The sequence below is a fragment of the Paenibacillus thalictri genome (assembly GCF_004307995.1).
Classification (GTDB): Bacteria; Bacillota; Bacilli; order Paenibacillales; family NBRC-103111; genus Paenibacillus_AF; species Paenibacillus_AF thalictri.
The window spans coordinates 37386-55472 of record NZ_SIRE01000024.1; the positions used below are offsets into that span (position 1 = coordinate 37386).

The following is an 18087-nucleotide window of genomic DNA, read 5'->3' on the forward strand; positions in this document are numbered from 1 at the left end:
TCCGGGGGCTTGTACGCGGAGAATCGTTCACATACAATGAACATTAGGGGAGGCAATACCGCAATGAACAAACGAAACCAAATGAAAAAAGCAGGCCTGATGACCATGGGCATCGTCGTAGGCGCATCCGCATTGCTGGCAGGCTGCGGAAACAACGGCGGCGCAGGGCAAACCCCTGCGGCGGCAGGAGCCGGAGGCAATACGGCAGCGGAAAACAAAGGGCCGCTGAACTTAAGCATCATGAGTTTGATGTACGCGGAGCCGCCGAAAGCGGACAGCGACGTGCAGAAGAAAATCGAAGCTTACACCAATACGAAGCTGGACATTGCCTGGGTTCCCACTTCCTCCTACAAGGATAAAGTCAACGTCACAATCGCCTCCGGCGAAATGCCCAAAGCGCTGCTTGTGCAAAACAATAAAGATTCCAACATATTAAGTGCTGTCCGCGCCGGCGTGTTCTGGGAGATCGGCCCGTATTTGAACGATTACCCGAACTTGGCCAAGATGAACAAAAGCGTGTTCGACAACATCAAGGTTGATGGTAAAATATACGGACTGTACCGCGCCCGCGATCTGTCCACGTACGGCATCATTTACCGCAGCGACTGGCTGAAAAATCTCGGCCTCAGCGAACCGAAAACGGTGGACGATCTGTACAATATGTTTAAAGCGTTTGCGCTGAACGATCCGGATAAAAACGGGAAGCAGGACACGGTCGGCTTGACGGAAGAAAAAACGATGGACGGCTTTGGCGTCATCGCTTCCTTCATGGGAGCGCCAAACGGCTGGGAAGTAAAAGACGGCAAGCTGAGCCCGGATTTCTTGGCTCCGGAATATTTTGAAGCGATGAAGTTTTACAAAAAGCTGTACGATGAAAAGCTGATCAAACAGGACTTTCCTGTGCTGAACAACCAGCAAAAAAGAGACGACATCAACCAAGGCAAGGCAGGCGCGGTCATTTCCAACATGATCGACGCGGCGACGTACCAGGCGACGATTACAAAGACGTTCCCGGACGCCGATGTGGACGTCGTGAGCCGTATCAACGGGCCAAAAGGCGAACGCTCTCCGGGCGGTCTCGGCTACAACAGCGTATTTATGTTCCCAAAATCGAGTGTAAAATCCGAAGCTGAGCTGAAACAAATTTTAGCGTTCTATGACAAGTTATCCGATCAGTCGATGCTTGATTTACTTGGCTGGGGGATTGAAGGCCGGCATTACAAGATGGAAGACGGCAAGCCGGTATTTATCGATCAGAAGCTGCAGGACACCGAGGTTGGCTCCAACTATTTGCAGCTGCAGGTAGCAAAATATACGGCCAAGACGACGGGCAAAGAAACACCGCTGATGGAAAAATACAACAAGATGATCAGAGACAACGAAGCGATTGCCGTGAACAATCCGACGAACCCGCTTGTTTCCGAAACGCAAACGACTAAAGGCAGCGAATTAAAGCAGCTGATCGACGACGCCCGCACGAAATTTATTTTGGGCAAGATGGACGAAGCGGGCTGGAAGCAAACGATCGAGCAGTGGAGAAACGCGGGCGGCGATAAAGTGATCGAGGAATTCAGCGCGCAATACGCCAAAAACGGCAAGTAATATGGGGACGCCGGAACAGGAGGCAGCCAACATTTTGCAGCGGATCGCCGAGCGCAAAGAGGAAACGTACGAGCAGCCGCTGTATATCGAAGCCGATACGGGCAGCGCGCTGCCGTGGTGAGCCACGTCATCTATTTGCAGCCGGGACATAACGCCGATTCATTGAAACCGGAAGCCGTCAGGCGGCTTGTGCTCAACAGCGTACGTTGGGCCGCGGAAAAAAGCCTTGCATAAGCATAATAAAAAAAGCTGCCCTGTGCAGCTTTTTTTCGTTAACATAATGGAGCTTATACGTTTAGAAATAAAGATAGTTTAGCTCTTTACTTTAAAGCGATGGAGTGCGAATGAAGCTTTTTGCCGATAAGGAAAGTTCCAGATAAGCCGCAAATATGTTTGCACACATCCAGTCGTTTTCGCGAAGAAGCCCGTCACACCGGCATTTTCCGGCAGTAAAAAAGTGCAATCCATCGCGCGAAAAATGTGCAATGGCAAAATCGGCGCCAACGAAAAATGTCCAGTTGTAGGCAACCGGCAGTTGCATTATAGTTGCCGTAAGCAGCTGGAAGAAAGGGTTACGGTACATGAAAAAAAACGCTAGACCGCAAAAAAACGTCAGCTTCTTCCACAAAAGCTTAATCATCACCCTGCTCATTTCCAGCATTCCACTGGCGCTGCTGACTGTGCTCACCTATTACATCGGAGTTCGCGAAATTGAAAGGGAGGTCGGCCGGACGCAGAAGCTTCAATTCGAGCAAGTATCGGAAAGGATGGACGCGCAGCTGGTACATCTCAAATTTACGGTTAATCAGTGGGCGTACAATCCGGTGTTTAAGGAACTGAAATCGCACAAGCTTACGCAGGATGTGCGGTTTACGCTGGATTTGTATAACCAACTGATCGTGATGAAAAGCTCGAATCCGCTCATTAACCAAGTTTCCTTATTTCTCAATCAGGAGGGGAACCTGCTGATTGACGGAGAAAACGGCACCCGCACGATCCGTGACCGAAGCGAGCTGGAGCCGTACGCTTCCTTGCTTCAGAAGCCGTCGTTTATATTTTGGAACGACGCTTTGCCGCATAGCCGCAGTGAAAAAAAGGCGCTTTCCGTATCGCTGATTCAAAAGGTGCCGATTGAAGCGGCAGAACCAGCTGCCGGGGTGCTTATCGTCGATTTGAACCAGGACGAGCTGAAGGGTTTGCTGCAGCAGCTCAATCCGGAGGGACAAGGGACCGGTTTTCTGCTGAATGGAAACGGGACTTATTTGGTGAATGGCAGCCGGCAAACGATGAAGAGCGGCGTCGGCGTATCGGCGTTGGATGAGCTGATCCGGGGTGAGGTGGTCAAGAACGGCAACGAGAGCGGTTCGTTTTTTTATTCGGCGGAGCGGGAGACGTATGTGGTTTCTTACGGCAAGCTGAAAAATACCGGATGGATGTACGTGTCGGCAACTCCTTTATCCCATCTGACCAAACCGGTTGAGATGATTTCCAGACTGCCGCTGGCGGCAAGCGCGCTCGGGCTGCTTGTATCGGTTCTTTTATCCTGGTTTGCCTCCAAACAGCTGTATCGGCCGCTTCAGCATTTGATGCGTGTATTCGGCTCGGGGGCGGACGCAAGGAACTTGAAGGAAAACGCCCGGAGCGAAGTGGATTACATTGAGAACAGGTGGAATTATTTGAACCGCGAACGAACCGATCTGCAATTTAGAATGGAGCGGGCGGAGCCGGCGCTGCGGGAGGGCTTTCTGCTGCAACTGGTTCAAGGCCACTTGAATTCGCTTCCGGAATACCGGATCCGCGAAGAGCTGGAGCAATTCCATATCGAAAGCGGCAACCGGCAATATGCGATGCTGGTCGTGCAGCTGCATGGGTTTAGTCATTCGTATCATAACTTTTCTCAAGGGGATGAACAGTTAATTACATTTGCCGCCGCAAATATCGCCGGTGAATTGGCCGGACAGCTGTCCAGGCAAGTTCAAGTCATCAACTTTCAGGATTTGACGATCGGCGTATTGTTTTTCTCACCGACGGAGATGACCAAAGAGCAGGTAAAATCGGAATTGTTCGAATTCGCCCGGATGCTGATCGAACCGCTGCAAGATTATTTGAAGCTGCAGGTGGTCATCGGCATCAGCCGGATTGCCGCATCGCTGAAGCATATTCCGGTTATTTTGGAGGATACGCGCCAGGCGGTCAGATATCGGGACATCGAGATGGAGCACGCCATCATGGATTCGGAGGACATCGTGATGAGAGGCGAGCATTCCCCGCATTATCCGTTTATCGAAGAAAAAATGCTTGTGCAATCCATGCAGATGGGGCTGCGGGAGCAGTCGATGCGGCATGCCGAAGAGTTTCTGGCAGCGCTGCAGGCGAAATCGAGCAAGGAGTTTTTCATCCAGCAGGGTATGCTGCAATTGCTTGGCAACGTTCAGTTTGCAATGCTGCAAATCGGCTGCAGTCCGCAAATTACGTACAGGGATGCCAATATGTTCGAGCAACTGCTGCAAATCCGCGAGCCGGCCGCTATGCTGGAGTGGTTTAAGTACAAGCTGATCGATCCGTTTATTGCCGAGATGCAGTCGATCAAAGATTTGCAGACCAAGCAAATCGTCGACAAGGTGATCGCTTTGCTGCAGGAAAACTATATGACCGACATTTCGCTGGAGGCGTGTGCCGAGCGGTTCGGCACGTATCCTCAGAAATTAAGCGCGAGCTTCCGGCAGACGGCAGGGGTTAATTTTATCGATTATTTGACGAATTTGCGGCTGGAGAAATCGAAGGAGCTGCTGCTCAGCACCGATATGAAAATCAACGATATTGCCGAGCAGGTAGGTTATCAGCCGACCTATTACAATCGGATCTTTAAGAAACGCGAAGAGATGACGCCGGGCCAGTACCGCGAGAAATATGCCGACAGAAATTGAGTTTGGGAAGGAGCGCCCGCATGAAGCTTTTATCCGGAATAAGAAAAGATTTGTTTCTTTATTTGCTGATATTTCCGGGAACGCTGTATTTTATCATTTTTAAATATGTGCCGATGTGGGGGATCGTTATTTCGTTTCAGGAGTATTCCCCTTACATAGGCGTGTGGAAAAGCCCGTGGGTTGGCTTCGAGCATTTTATCCATCTGTTCGGCAATCCCGACTTTATGCTGCTGTTCCGAAATACGATGGTAATCAGCGCGATGAGCATTGTGTTTTATTTTCCGATGCCGATATTAATTGCTTTGATGCTTAATGAACTGCGGTCCGCTTTATATAAGCGGGTGATCCAGTCGGTCGTGTATTTGCCGCATTTTTTATCCTGGGTCATCATATCCGGCATTACGTTCCTGATGTTGTCCCAGAGCGGGGGCATTATGAATAAAATACTTCCACTACTTGGCTTGAAGCCGTTTAATTTCTTGACCAATCCCGATGCCTTCTGGTGGCTGCTGACCACGCAAAGCATCTGGAAGGAGACCGGCTGGGGCACGATTATTTATTTGGCGGCGATGGCGGGTGTTGACCCGCAGCTGTATGAAGCGGCCAAAATGGACGGCGCCGGACGGTTTCGGCAAATCTGGCACGTGACCTTGCCGGGTATCCGCCATATTATCGTGACGTTGTTTATTTTAAGATTGGGTCACATCATGGACGTCGGATTCGAACAAGTGTTCCTAATGATGAACAGCGCGGTGTCTGAAGTAGCCGATGTGTTCGAAACTTACGTCTACCGCAACGGGATCCAGCAGGGGCAATTCAGCTACAGCACGGCTGTCGGCCTGTTTAAATCGGTGATCGGACTGGCGCTTGTCATTATCGCCAACAAGCTGGCCAAACGGTACGGCGAGGAGGGGTTGATCTGATGAAAGAAAGCCGGTTGTTTGGCGCCGTAAACGGAGTTCTGCTCGGGATTGTTGGTATTTTGACGTTGTTTCCGCTGTATTACGTGTTTGTCGTGTCGTTTACCGATCCCGCGGAATATATCAGCAAACAAGGTTTCGTGTTGTTTCCTGAAAAATGGTCGCTGCTTTCTTACAAGTACATCTTGTCGACTTCGGCGTATTTGAACGCCACGGGAGTCAGTGTGTATTTGGCCGTTGTGGGCACGGCGCTGAGTTTGATAGTGACGGCTTCACTTGCTTACGGTTTATCCCGCAAAAGGCTGAAAATCCGACGGCCGCTGATGCTGATGATTTTGTTTACGATCTTGTTCAGCCCGGGCATCATCCCGCATTACATATTGGTCAGAGATTTGGGACTCATCAACAGCTTATGGTCGCTCATCATTCCTGCGCTCAGCAGCGGCTGGTATGTGTTTTTGATGAAAAGCTTTTTCGACAGTATCCCGCCAAGCTTGGAAGAGGCGGCTATGATGGATGGTTACAACGACGTCGGCATCTTCTTCCGCATCATCCTTCCGCTTTCTTTGCCGGCGATGGCGGCGTTTGGATTGTTTTATGCGGTAGGATATTGGAACACGTATTTTACGGCGGTGCTGTACATCAACGATTCCACAAAGTGGCCGCTGCAAATATTGCTGCAAAATATACTGATCGACTCTTCGACTTCGTCGCAAGGCTCCGGGGCCGCGGAAATCATGAACGAGCAGCAGCTTCCGGCGCAGACGCTGAAGATGGCGGCGGTCGTTGTCGCTACCGTGCCGATCTTGCTCGTGTATCCGTTGTTGCAGAAGCATTTTGCCAAAGGGGTTATGCTGGGGTCGATTAAGGAATAGGCAGGAAAAATAACTCATTCAGTAAAGGGGAGCATTCCAACTATGGTTACAAAAAAATCCAAATCAATTGCAGCAACAACGGCGGTAACGCTGCTGGCAACAGCCGTACTGACCGCTTGTTCAGGCGGCGGAGTGACAACATCGGCACCTCCGAAAAGTGCGGACGGCGGCAAGGCTGCTGAAAAAACGGAGACAATCAGCATCATCACCGAGTTTAACACGCCGGAAGCGCCGGGTCCGGATAACCCGGTACTGAAGGAATTCGAGAAAAGAACAAATACAAAGCTGAATATCATGTGGACCTCGCCAAACAGCTATGGGGATAAAATCAATCTGGTGCTCGCTTCCGGGGAAATGCCGGATTTGGTCAAGGTACTTGATTTTAACAACTCGCTGATGCGGCAGATGATTCAGCAGGGTGCTTTTTGGGATTTGACGCCGTACTTAAAAGATTACCCTCATTTGATGGAATACCCGAAGGAAGTATGGGATAAAACGAAAATCAACGGCAAAAACTTCCTGATCCCGTCCGTACGTCCGCTGCATGGCGGTCCGGGGCTGCCGATCATCCGCAAGGATTGGCTCGATAAACTGAACCTGAAGGTGCCGGAAACGCTGGACGATCTGTACAATGTGATGAAGGCGTTCGCCGAGCAGGACCCCGACGGCAACGGCAAAAAAGATACGATTCCGCTTCTTCCGCGTAACGATCTCAGTTGGGTGGAAGGCGTGCTCAATCACGCCAACGGCAAGTGGAAAGAGCAGGACGGCAAGCTGATCGATACGACGTTTGAGCCGGGCACACGCGAAGCACTGCTGTGGCTGAACAAAATTTTCAAAGAAGGATTCATGCCCGCCGATTATGCATTAATGAAGGAAACGCAGTCGGAGGATCTTGCCAAAACCGGTACGGTTGGCATTTATCCGAATACGATCGAAGCGATCTGGCGTGTGCAGGCCGAGCTGATCAAAACGAATCCGGCCGCCAACTTTTTGCCGCTCAGCTACGTAAGTTCGCCGGCAGGCAAATATGCGCCATCCACTCCGGGCTTCAGCGGCGTCTATATGATTCCGAAGTCGGTTCCGGAGAGCAAGATGAAGAAAATTCTTTCCCTGATGGATTACGGCGCTTCCGAGGAAGGTTTTGAGCTTGCATGTTACGGTTTGCCAAACGTTCACTTTACGACCGACAAAGACGGCTTCAAGATGGCGACGGACCAGGCGTTTAAAGACAGCGTATCGCAAAGCTCGTTTGGTAAAATTTTCGAACGTTATGACAAATATTTGTGGGCGTACCGGACGGGCATGCCGAAGGAGCTGTTCGAGCGCAACAAGAAAATCGTTGATGAACGTTCGCAGTACACGGTTTCCGATCCGAGCGTTGGTTTGATATCCGAAACGTGGCTGAAAGCGGGTCCCGATTTTACGAAAAAAATCAACGACCTGAAAACAAAAATCATCATGGGCCAGGAACCGATCGATTCTTGGGACAGCATGGTGGCCAAGTTAAAAGCGGACGCCACGTATATGAAGTCGATTGATGAGATGAACCAGGCTTACCAAGCGGTAAAAAAATAAAACGGCACGCAGACATCCAGGCTTAGAGAGGCCACTGAAGAAGCAGCTTAAGTGAGCGAAATCATGCTGGAGAAGCACCAGCGTTTGCTTTTGTCCCCGAATTTCACCTGCCGTAAGCAGGTACCATTCAAGGAACTCGGAGACAATTGGCGATCGGAAGTATGATTTGCTCATGCAGCGTTCACTTTTTCGGTGGCTTCATCCCTAGCCTGGGTGTCTATTTTTGCTTTGCAGCGGGCTGTCACGTGCCGTTTCGCGGAGTATCACCTCATACCAGGGACTTTCACTGGCATCGCAAAGACCTAGCGATTTTCGCTAGGTCTCGTTCTTACTCGTGATATGATTTACTTCATTATTCCAAAAAAGCGCCCAAATCGGCGATAAATACACGCCGCGTTCCGCCCGTATAACCGTTAAAGACGACATGGCGGTTGTCCGGTGCCCAAGCCGGATGCGGGTCCACACGAAGCGTGGAAGTGAGCTTGGTGCCGGGATTGGCGACGTTGATCCGCACCAGCGTTGTTTCGGTTTGCGTGGTCAGATCGATTAGCCGCAGCGGAACCGTGCCGTCACCGAAGGTGACTTTTTCTTTTTCGTAAGCGTCGGTCAGTATGTGGCGGCCGTTGGGCAGCACGGTAGGATGACCGGAACCGGGGATGCCTTCGATAATTTTTTGCAATTCGGTGCCGTCCGGATTGGCTTTCACCAGCCACAGCTGCTTGTCGCCGTCCAGGCACAAATTCATCGACAGCTTGCGCCCGTCGGGGTACCAGTTGATATGGTGCCCGCCTTTGTCCCATTGCTCCGGGCCAACCGCTACATGAATATCGCTGCCGTCCGGTTTCATCGTAACGACCCAAAATTTCAGCGGATATTCCGTCAGTTTGTTCCAAGGCTGAGCTTCGCCCGTATCAAACCATCTCATCGTAAACAGCAGACGGTCCCCTTGCGGATTAAATTTGCAGTGGAAGCCGTAACATTCGCCGTGCTCGTACAGCTTTTTATCGATGGCAGGTTGAGCGCGGTCGAACACATCGCGGATGGAAACAAGCAGCTTGCGTTTGCCGGTTTCCGTGTCCGTGATGTATAAGCCGTCGTCGTCGCGGAAGCCGAAGTTGCGCGGTACATGCTTGTCCGGCACCATAACGCCGTAACCGTATTGAGTGCGGCGCATCCGTTTCATGCACGCCGAGATGATGTTTTTGCCGTCCGGCGATATGCGGTATATGCCGCCTTCCAGCCGCCTTTTTGTCCCGGTAAGGGGATTCAGCTCGATGCAAATCGGCTCCCACACTTCTGTATCCACGTCGTTAAAATAAAGCTTCGTATCGTCCGGCCCCCAGTTAATATTGGCCCCAAGCTGCGGCTCCCAGCCGCGTGTGTCGGCGACAACCCGCTCTTCGGCCGTATGCAGGTCGATCAGCACGACTTCGGCGGTTTCGCCTGGCTGCGGCAGACGTTCCTCCTGCGGCATGCGCAGCACGGCGACATACCGCCCGGAAGGACTCACCGGAGACGTGTCGAAAAAGCGGTGTATCGCGCCGCCGTTTTCCGGGGTCAGGCACCAGACGGGGACAAGCGGGTTATATTCGGTGTAACGGGGAAACTGTTCATGGATAATCACAGATGTTCTCTCCTTTAGAAATGGTGTCTTTTATATATTGTAGCTGCGCTTTATGCTTCATTGTTTATCTAAGGGAACGGTGTTTTTGTCTGTAAACGCTTTTGTCCGTGCAGGCGTTGCAGAATAACTGCGCTTTCGTGAATCAGCAGATTACGGTAATATTACAGAGAGCAGGAGATGTTGAACCTAAAGTGGCATACCGCACGCATAGCGGGGAAATTGATATCGATCAAAGCCGGCAAACGGGGCGGGTCAAAGATTCAAGTCATTTAAGCCGGCAAATGCGATGGTCTATGACGCAAGCAATGTAAGCAGGCAAATACGGGGTGGGCTTATGACGCAAGCAATTCATGCAGGGAAATACGGAGTTGGCATCCGCTGGACGTCCAGATACGACTACGAACGGGGCGGGAAGCTGAATGTCCACGAGCATGATTTTTACCAAATCATTTATTTTATCGACGGCAAAGGGGAGTTTTACTGCGGCGGCGCTGCATACCCTCTGGCTCCCGGCACGCTTTTTTTCATCCGTCCGTGCGTCAGGCACGGCTTTATTACATACGGCAATACCAAGGTCAAAACGCTGGATCTGAAGTTCGAGATTGCTGATAGCGAGCTGCGGGCCGCAACCTCCGAGGTGCAGGCATACCAAACCGGAGATTTGTCGGAAATGAAAGCTTGTCTGGAAAAAATCCGCCGTGAAGGCATGTACAAGCCGTTGTTTTATAAGGAGCTGGCCGAGGCGGCCTTAATTCAGTTGTTATATGCACTTGTGCGGCACGACAGTCAAGCCGGTGTTAAGGAGAGGGATGTGCAGCCCGCACCGTCCCGTTACTCCGGTCAATCCTCACACCCGTCTGCCTCTGGCGAGGCTCTCGCGTCGCGTGACGAGCCGCTGGAAGCGGTGCACCGGCTGGAGCGGTATATCCGCGAGCACTATGCGGAAGAGCTGTCGCTCGAAGCGATCGCCGAGCTGCTGAGCTACAGCAAAAATTATTTGAGCCACAGCTTTAAAGCGCATTACGGCAGCACGTTCACCCGTTATTTGCGGAATATCCGGATTGAACGGGCAAAAGAATTGATCGTTTATTCGGGCTTAAGCCTCAAGCAAATTTCCGAAGAGGTCGGCTTCAAAACGGTGCACCATTTCAGCAGGGTGTTTAAGGAAACCGAAGGCATCAATCCGGGCGAGTGGAAGCTTCGGGAACATGACGGCATCCGCAAGGACGTGTTGTTTGATCGTTGAAGCAGTTAGTCCCTTTTAAGGGAGAAGTGAGGATGGTCGATTTTTTCCAAGAGTAGGCTAATGCTTGGTTACGGTTGGACATCGTAAACAGTCCCGAGAGAGGCAGGTTGTCGCGGCATAGCATGGTGACAGTCGAACCCCAGACAGCAATGCATTAACGGCAAATTCTTTGAGATGGAAGTTAGCGGTTAGCTGAACAAAGGGACGAGTATGGGGTGAAGAAGTGCAGCGTCCGCTTTTACAATCTTGCCCCGACTGTAATGATCCTTCGCTTCGCGGGAATTGATTACAGAATGCAAAGGGGTTATTTTACATTAACGTAAATTAGCAGTTGACATCACAGAAAGACATGGATATATTTGGATTATGAAACGTTTCATTTTGATTATTGATCATGCGGGAGTTGTTCTGAAGTGAAACCGACAATCAAAGATGTTGCCAAATTAGCTGAAGTTTCCATTGGAACCGCTTCCAAAGTGCTTAACAGGGAAGGTAACGTACGTCCGGATTTGCAGATGAGAGTATGGAATGCGATTAAGCAGTTGAATTACCGCCCGAATGCGGTGGCAAGAAGCCTCAAATCAGCCAATACGAAGACGATAGCTGTGCTTTTGGCGGATATCACCAACCCGTTTCAAATGACGCTTGCCAAAGGAATCGAAGAGGTGACGGTTCAGCACGGTTACCAGCTGCTAATCAGCTCCACCAAGGAAAATGCCGACATCGAGAAGCGCAACTTGAACATGTTATATGAAAACAGGGTGGAAGGCATTATCGTCTGTACGACGGGGCAAGCGAATGATGAAATTAAAGCGCTTGCCAGCCACATTCCGATCGTGCTTGTGGACCGCCCGGTATTCTCATTGCCCGTCGATATCGTTTCGGATGACAACCTGTACGGCATGGAGCTGCTGGTCGGCCATTTGTACGAGCTGGGGCATCGGCGGATCGGTGTCGTCTACGGCGATTTAAATACCGTTCACGGCAAAAGCCGGTACGAAGGCGTGCTCAAAGCTTGCGACCACTTCGGGATCGATCTTCCGCAAGAGCTCCAATATGCCGGACAATTCACTTATGAAGGAGGCATCGGGGCAACCCGCTATTTCTTTGGCATGAAAGAGCCGCCTACAGCGCTGCTGTCGGCCAATAACAATATGACCGCAGGCATTATTCGGGGATGCCGCGACAGCGGAATCGGTATCCCCAAAGACGTCTCCGTCGTTTCGTTCGGGGAGCTGGAGTATAACTGGAATTTGATCACGCCGTCGGTTACTTACGTAAGCCAATCTCCGCTGATGATCGGTCACAAAGCCGCAGAACTTGTGCTGAATCGGCTGAGCAATAAGCTTCGGGAGGTATCCCATATCTTGTTTACTCCGCAGCTGAAAGTGGGGGATTCTTCCGCCGGATTGTTAGAAAGCGGATTATAATCAATGGTTGTTTAATGCAGTTGTTGCTCATATACATAGGATTTGCAGCTATTCCGCAGGACTGCATGGATCTGGCGTTTCTGATGAAACGTTTCATGTGCGAGGCGGGTTCAACATTTCATTCCCGGGAGGATAAAAAAATGACTACAACCGATTTGACAGGCAAGATCGCGCTGATTACCGGCTCCAGCCGGGGATTGGGACGGCACTATGCATTAACCTTTGCACGTGCGGGGGCGGATGTCATTATTCATGATGTAAACGCTACAGCGGCGGCGCAGTTCGGCGAGGCCGCATCGGGTGAAGCGGTGGCTGAAGAAATCCGCGCGCTTGGGCGCAGGTCCGCATTTTTGACTTGTGATTTGACAGACCCATCTCAGATCGAGTCTTTCGTGAGCAATGCGATCGGCCAATTCGGACATATCGATATCCTCGTCAACAATGCAGGGGGCGACATTGGCGCCAATACCCCGAGACCGGATCCGAACAACGCAATCGACATTAATGTCGAGGACATTCAAAAGGTGCTGAATTTGAACCTGCTTAACACAATGTGCATGTGCAAATTCGTAGGCAGCCATATGCGGGAACGCCGCAGCGGGAAAATCGTCAACGTCGGTTCGGCCGCCGGACATATGCCGGCGACGGTAGGCATTATTTATGCCGCCGCCAAAGCGGGCATTTCGCATTATACCCGCTGCTTGGCCGAAGAGCTGCGTTCCGCAAGCGTAAACGTCAACTGCATCGCGCCGGCGGCTACCTATACGGGCCGATTTTTGGCGACAAGAACGGTTGAGAGCCAGGAGGGTCTTTCCCGGCTGCAGCAAATCGCCCAGCCTGATGATATGGCCAAAATCGTCCTGTTCCTGGCCAGCCCGCTGGCCGATTATTTAACCGGGGAAACGGTCATCTGCCACTAGCGGGTGGTTGCGGCTGATTGTTAATTTATTATACGAGGAGAAAAGATAATGGAGCCTATCGTGCAGATTTCGCTGGACGTAACAAATATTGAGGATGCGCTGGCTATGGCGGAAGTTGCCGTAGCGGCCGGTATTGATTGGATCGAGGCGGGCACACCGCTGCTGCTGGGAGAAGGTTTGCACGCGGTAGCGGCGCTCCGCAAAGCGTTTCCGCACCATCCGATTGTCGCCGATTTGAAAACGATGGACGGGGGATATCTGGAAGCGGAAATGATGGCCAAAGCCGGCGCAACCCATGTCGTCGTCATGGGAGTTGCTCATCCTGCTACAATCCGTGCCGTCGTCAGAGCGGCGCGCGATTACAACATCAAGGTGATGGGCGATATTCTCGGTGCGGCGGACGCGGCTGCCTGTGCAAAGATGATGGAGCAAAACGGCGTCGATTACATCATAGTGCACACCGGTTTTGACGAAAGAGGCGAGGATCCGGAGCGCACGCCGTTTGACCATCTGGAAAAAGTCGTGAATGCCGTATCGATTCCTGTACAGGCGGTCGGCGGACTTTCCATTCAACAGGCTGCGGAAATGCCGAAGCACGGCGCTCCGCTAGTTGTCGTAGGAGCTCCTCTGGTTATCGACAAGCAAGAGTTCAAGCCAAGCGCCGACAACACTGAATTGACGAGGATTCTGCAAGAGCTGGTAGCCAAAGTCAAAGGCAGCGCGAGCAAGGGGGAATGAGCTCATGTCCACACAAACGGCACGGATCGCCGTATTTCCAAAAGGATATATGGAGCAGCTGACAGACGGAAGCATGACGGTATTCGAATGGATTGAGATGGCCGGAACGCTTGGCGTCGATGGCTTGGAGATGTATCCGACTTTTTTGCAAGAGACAAGCGAAGCTTATTTAAGTAAAGTAAAGCAGGTAGCCGAACAGTTGGGCATGCAGATTCCGATGATGTGTTCTTCCCCGGATTTCACCCATCCCGATGAGGCTTATCGGGACCAAGAGGTCGAGAAGATGAAAAAAATGATCGACGTCATGCAATTCCTCGGCCCTGAAGATTTTCGCAGCTGCAGGGTGCTATCGGGACAAAACCGGCCAGGCCTAGAGCGTGCCGACGGGATACACTGGACTGTGGAATGCATCTCCCGGCTGCTGCCGTACGCAGAGCAGAAAAAAGTTCATCTTGTCATGGAAAACCATTACAAGGACGGATTTTGGATTTATCCCGAATTTGCCCAACCGTCCGATATTTATTTGGAGATCGTGGGTCAAATCTCTTCCCCATGGTTTGGCGTCAACTATGACCCGTCCAACGCGATTTTTGCCGGGGAAGACCCGATCCGTCTGCTTGAGGAAGTGAAGCATAGGGTGATCACGATGCATGCAAGCGACCGTTATTTGAAGGAAGGTTATACGCTGAAAGATTTGGAAAATTATTCGCTGCAAGGGTATTCGCAAGCTTTGGCGCATGGCGTGATCGGCAAAGGCTTAAACGATTACGATACGATTTTCGGCATATTGCGGTCTATTCGTTTCACGAACTGGATTTCGATTGAAGACGGGGTAAACGGGCTTGACGAACTGCGCGAATCCGCCCAGTTTTTGAAAGCTAAAGTGCGGGAATATCTTATGTGATGGCCCGCCGGGCAGGCAGCCGAATACGGGAGCTCCGGCTGTATGCCAAAGCTCCCGCAGAAGTACTCGCCTAGAGCAATGTGCCCCATGCCGAAGTGCCCGTCTAGAGCAATGTATCTCATGCCGAAGCTCCCGCTGAAGCATCTGCTTAGAGTGTATCCTGTGCCGAAGCTTCCGCTGAAGGGCCCACCTAGAGCAAAGTTCCCAAGGTTTCGGCCTAGAAAAGACACCAGTCCAACACGACGCCTAGGCATTGCCCTTTGTCTTCCAAGATTGTCCGCCAAGCTTCGGCCGCCTGTTCTGCAGGGAACCGGTGAGAAATGAGCGGTTCGGTGAGCAGCCAACCTTCATGAATGCCCAACAGAGTCTGATCCATGCGGGGTTTTATCCAGCCTGACGGAGTGTGGAGTGTCATCTCTTTATCCCGCAGTTTTTGAATATCCACGATGCCGGTTGTTCCGAGAAATCCCGCCGATACCCAATGGCTGTCCCGGGTCATTGCCGGTTCGATGGCTTTCACCGTAGCCATCGAACCTACAGTGTCGACAACTACGGAGATGGGATCACATGAATCCAAGATGTCGGACAACGCTTGTTCATGTGTATTAAATCCGTGAATATGCGGGTCAAGCCTGCTCAACCTCGTTCGATGCCTGCCCAATACGACAACGTTAGCCCCCCGGTGCAGCAGCGTTTGCGCCGCCCATTGGCCGACAAGTCCGTCGCCGATGACAACCGCCGTCTGGCCTTCCGCAAGCGCCGGCCTGCTGCCGCAGTTGTAGCCGACCTGGGTTAACACGAGGCCGGAATAAGCGACAGCGGACGCGCCCTCAGGCAGCTTCCATACTTGGCTGCTGTCGATAACGGCAGGGTTGATATGTCCGCCCGAAGGCGTAAACATCCCCGATACGCGGCTGGCCGAAGCGAATACCCAATCTCCTTCTTTGATATGCCGTACGGCGCTGCCGACAGCTCTGACAATGCCCGTCTTCTGATAACCGGCTGCAATCGGAAACGGCCACGGGTCACCTTCTCTGTAAGGCACTTCGCCTTTAATACGCTCACCGCGCAAATAAGACGACTCCGTACCGATGCTGATCCACGAATGTTTGACGTCAATCACAACATCCGTTTCGCCGGGATCGGGGATATCTACCTCCATCCATTCCACCTGCAGTTTGTTTGTAAAAATGACCGCTTTTCCTTTCAATCCGTTTCCCTCCTCAGTTTGGACGGCTTAAAGCCGGAACAAAACATACCTTGATCGCTTCCTGGCTTCTCAGCAGTTCGACGGCTTCCGCATACTGTTCAAACGACATTTCGGCAGAGACCAGAGGCTTCAACTGCAGCTTGCCTGCGATAATAAGCTGCAGCGCATATTCAGCGGCTTCCCGGTAATGGCCGGGATAACCGATGACGGTCAGACCCGGATGATGCAGCGTATAATCGTCTCTCTGCACGGCAAACAGCGCCACCGCTTCCGTCGTATGATCCATGAGATACCGCACCGCATCGGGATAACCGACACAATCGACAGCTACTTCGATGGCTCCATCGGTGCGTCTTAAAGGCAGCTCATCCGTGCCGGAAGGCAGCGACCGCGACAGGCCGAGCTGCTCCGCAGTTGCTCTGCGCCGAGGATTCGGGTCGAGCCCGACGACTTGGGCGGCGCCTTCTGCGGCCAGCATTTGCAGCGCGATCAAGCCCGCCGGGCCAAGGCCGTTTACGGCGCACGTTTTGCCGGCAATGCCCGCGACCGCTTTTAGCTTAAGGATGCTTGAGGCCACACACATCGCTAACTCCAGCGAGGCAAGCTGGGTGTAATGGAGGTCAGCCGGAACGGCGATCAAATGTTTTTCCTCCAAGACGACGTATTCTGCATAACACCCGGGATTCATGTGCCCGGGATCCTTCCAGGCCGAGACGGTCTGGCCGACTGTAAACTCCTGGCAGCCTTCCCCAAGCTTCGCTACCGTACCGGTCATCTCATGCCCCGGTTGGCCAGGGGGATAAGGAAAAGGAACATGAGTTTGATGTGTAAACATCGGCCTGCCATAATAGATGTGCAAATCCCACTGGGGACAGGTAGTAACCGCCGTTACCTTGACAAGCACGCAGCCGGGTCCCGGCTCGGGGATCGGCAAAGATACGGTTTCCGCTTTTTCTGCGCTTATTATTTGCAATGCTTTCATTTGCCGGTTTTGAAGCGGTTCGTGCATAATACTGGATTGGGGGGATTGATTCAATTGATTTGTGTGGTCCAATGAGCTCAGCTTCCTTTCGAAGGGAATCGGTTTTACCAACATCTTACCTGCATTTTACCGCTTTGTATTTCCAATATATATTGATCTTTTGCCGAGACGGCACGTCTTTTGGCATTGATCATATCTGTATGCTTTAGATATAATTTATGATATATTGACTTTTTTCACTAAAATGCAGGGGAGCTGTCGCCATGATGGTGCGAGATTACAGCCGCTGCCGCTTGCGGCCTGATGAGACAAGGGGAGGCATTCACCCGTATCCCGAGCTGCTTTATGTCCTAACGGGCAAGGTGCAGATCACTTGGATGGGAGTTAGTTATACCGCCGGCCCCCGGGCGCTTCTGCTGCTGCCTTCCGATACGCCTCATCAAGTGATTGCTTTGTCCAAAGAAGCGGATATTTGGTACGCGGAGCTTGATTTGGAGGGCGATGAATTATTTCCAGGCATGGATCACAACATCACGTGGAATGAATTGCAGTGCGCTCCCGAGTCGCGGCCTGTCTTGGATCCGGTGTTCGAAATGACGCTGGAGCTGGTGACCGAGGCGATTTGCTCGGAAAAAATAAGCGTCTCCGAATACGCGAAACGGCTGTGCCTGCTGGATATCCAAAAATTGCTGCTGCTCATTCGCGCGTATTTGGAACGGGACTCCGCTGCGCTGTCGTTTGACCGAAACGGAGGCGGCGACACGACAGTGGCTTTGATGCGGTTTATGGAGTCGCGTTACAGTCAGCCGATCACATTAAAAACGCTGGCCGATTTTGTTCATCTGAACCCCTCATACCTGATCCGGGATTTTAAAAAACATACCGGCTCCACCCCGATTCAATATTTGCAGATGCTGCGAATGAATGCGGCAACGTCTTTTTTGGCCGCAACGGATATGAGCATCAACCATGTGGCGGAGCAGTGCGGTTACCCCAGCATTCATTATTTCAGCCAGTCGTTTAAAAAAAAGTTTGGCGTAAGTCCGTCCGATTGGCGGAAAAAAACGGCATTGGCGGCGCGTACGAAAGGATAACCGAGGCATAAGGCTTCAACTCGGCGTATTTGGGTGC

At 51.8% G+C, this 18087-nt stretch carries 15 protein-coding genes; 11 read left to right on the forward strand and 4 right to left on the reverse strand.

What is annotated here, in order from left to right; genetic code table 11:
- Window positions 1-63: 63 nt before the first annotated feature.
- Window positions 64-1602 (forward strand): extracellular solute-binding protein, encoded by a 1539-nt coding sequence (locus tag EYB31_RS28930; RefSeq protein ID WP_165452673.1) that lies wholly within the window; start codon window positions 64-66, stop codon window positions 1600-1602.
- 325 nt (window positions 1603-1927) lie between these two features.
- Here EYB31_RS28930 and EYB31_RS28935 read toward each other — a convergent pair whose 3' ends face one another.
- On the reverse strand, window positions 1928-2185 hold the full coding sequence (locus EYB31_RS28935) for a hypothetical protein (RefSeq protein ID WP_131016967.1): 258 nt from the start codon (window positions 2183-2185) through the stop codon (window positions 1928-1930).
- Between EYB31_RS28935 and EYB31_RS28940 the strand changes: the two genes are divergently transcribed.
- The 4 genes from EYB31_RS28940 to EYB31_RS28955 are packed head-to-tail and all read left to right on the forward strand — an operon-like array spanning window position 2184 to window position 7902.
- The gene (locus EYB31_RS28940; RefSeq protein WP_131016968.1) at window positions 2184-4529 is read left to right on the forward strand and encodes an AraC family transcriptional regulator; all 2346 of its coding nucleotides are present in this window, start codon (window positions 2184-2186) and stop codon (window positions 4527-4529) included. The two genes, EYB31_RS28935 and EYB31_RS28940, sit on opposite strands and share 2 nt — an antisense overlap.
- Window positions 4526-5452, forward strand: a complete 927-nt coding sequence (locus EYB31_RS28945; protein ID WP_420819484.1) for an ABC transporter permease — start codon at window positions 4526-4528, stop codon at window positions 5450-5452. The genes EYB31_RS28940 and EYB31_RS28945 overlap by 4 nt, the downstream gene beginning before the upstream one ends.
- Window positions 5452-6324, forward strand: coding sequence for a carbohydrate ABC transporter permease (locus tag EYB31_RS28950; RefSeq protein WP_131016970.1), 873 nt, complete (start codon window positions 5452-5454; stop codon window positions 6322-6324). The genes EYB31_RS28945 and EYB31_RS28950 overlap by 1 nt, the downstream gene beginning before the upstream one ends.
- Window positions 6325-6366: 42 nt before the next feature.
- Entirely contained in the window at window positions 6367-7902 is a 1536-nt protein-coding gene (locus EYB31_RS28955; protein ID WP_131016971.1) for an extracellular solute-binding protein, read from the forward strand.
- Between the two features lie 352 nt (window positions 7903-8254).
- Here EYB31_RS28955 and EYB31_RS28960 read toward each other — a convergent pair whose 3' ends face one another.
- Window positions 8255-9526 (reverse strand): TolB-like translocation protein, encoded by a 1272-nt coding sequence (locus EYB31_RS28960; protein WP_131016972.1) that lies wholly within the window; start codon window positions 9524-9526, stop codon window positions 8255-8257.
- A gap of 334 nt (window positions 9527-9860) precedes the next feature.
- Between EYB31_RS28960 and EYB31_RS28965 the strand changes: the two genes are divergently transcribed.
- From EYB31_RS28965 to EYB31_RS28985, 5 genes are all read left to right on the forward strand, one after another.
- Complete coding sequence (locus tag EYB31_RS28965; protein WP_165452674.1) at window positions 9861-10772, forward strand: helix-turn-helix domain-containing protein; 912 nt, start codon at window positions 9861-9863, stop codon at window positions 10770-10772.
- Between the two features lie 413 nt (window positions 10773-11185).
- Window positions 11186-12202, forward strand: coding sequence for a LacI family DNA-binding transcriptional regulator (locus tag EYB31_RS28970; RefSeq protein ID WP_131016974.1), 1017 nt, complete (start codon window positions 11186-11188; stop codon window positions 12200-12202).
- 140 nt (window positions 12203-12342) lie between these two features.
- Complete coding sequence (locus EYB31_RS28975; protein WP_131016975.1) at window positions 12343-13122, forward strand: SDR family NAD(P)-dependent oxidoreductase; 780 nt, start codon at window positions 12343-12345, stop codon at window positions 13120-13122.
- Between the two features lie 48 nt (window positions 13123-13170).
- Window positions 13171-13860, forward strand: a complete 690-nt coding sequence (locus EYB31_RS28980; RefSeq protein WP_131016976.1) for an orotidine 5'-phosphate decarboxylase / HUMPS family protein — start codon at window positions 13171-13173, stop codon at window positions 13858-13860.
- Window positions 13861-13864: 4 nt separating this feature from the next.
- Window positions 13865-14764, forward strand: coding sequence for a sugar phosphate isomerase/epimerase family protein (locus EYB31_RS28985; protein WP_131016977.1), 900 nt, complete (start codon window positions 13865-13867; stop codon window positions 14762-14764).
- A 217-nt stretch (window positions 14765-14981) separates the two neighbouring features.
- Here the strand turns inward: EYB31_RS28985 and EYB31_RS28990 are convergent, their stop codons facing one another.
- A complete protein-coding gene (locus tag EYB31_RS28990) occupies window positions 14982-15974 on the reverse strand; it encodes an MDR/zinc-dependent alcohol dehydrogenase-like family protein (RefSeq protein WP_131016978.1) in 993 nt (330 codons plus the stop codon).
- A gap of 13 nt (window positions 15975-15987) precedes the next feature.
- Window positions 15988-16983: a zinc-dependent alcohol dehydrogenase gene (locus EYB31_RS28995; RefSeq protein ID WP_165452675.1), complete on the reverse strand. Its 996-nt coding sequence runs from the start codon at window positions 16981-16983 to the stop codon at window positions 15988-15990.
- Between the two features lie 236 nt (window positions 16984-17219).
- On the opposite strand from EYB31_RS28995, the gene EYB31_RS29000 reads away from it, so the two are divergent.
- A complete protein-coding gene (locus tag EYB31_RS29000) occupies window positions 17220-18050 on the forward strand; it encodes an AraC family transcriptional regulator (RefSeq protein ID WP_131016980.1) in 831 nt (276 codons plus the stop codon).
- The last annotated feature ends 37 nt before the right edge of the window (window positions 18051-18087 follow it).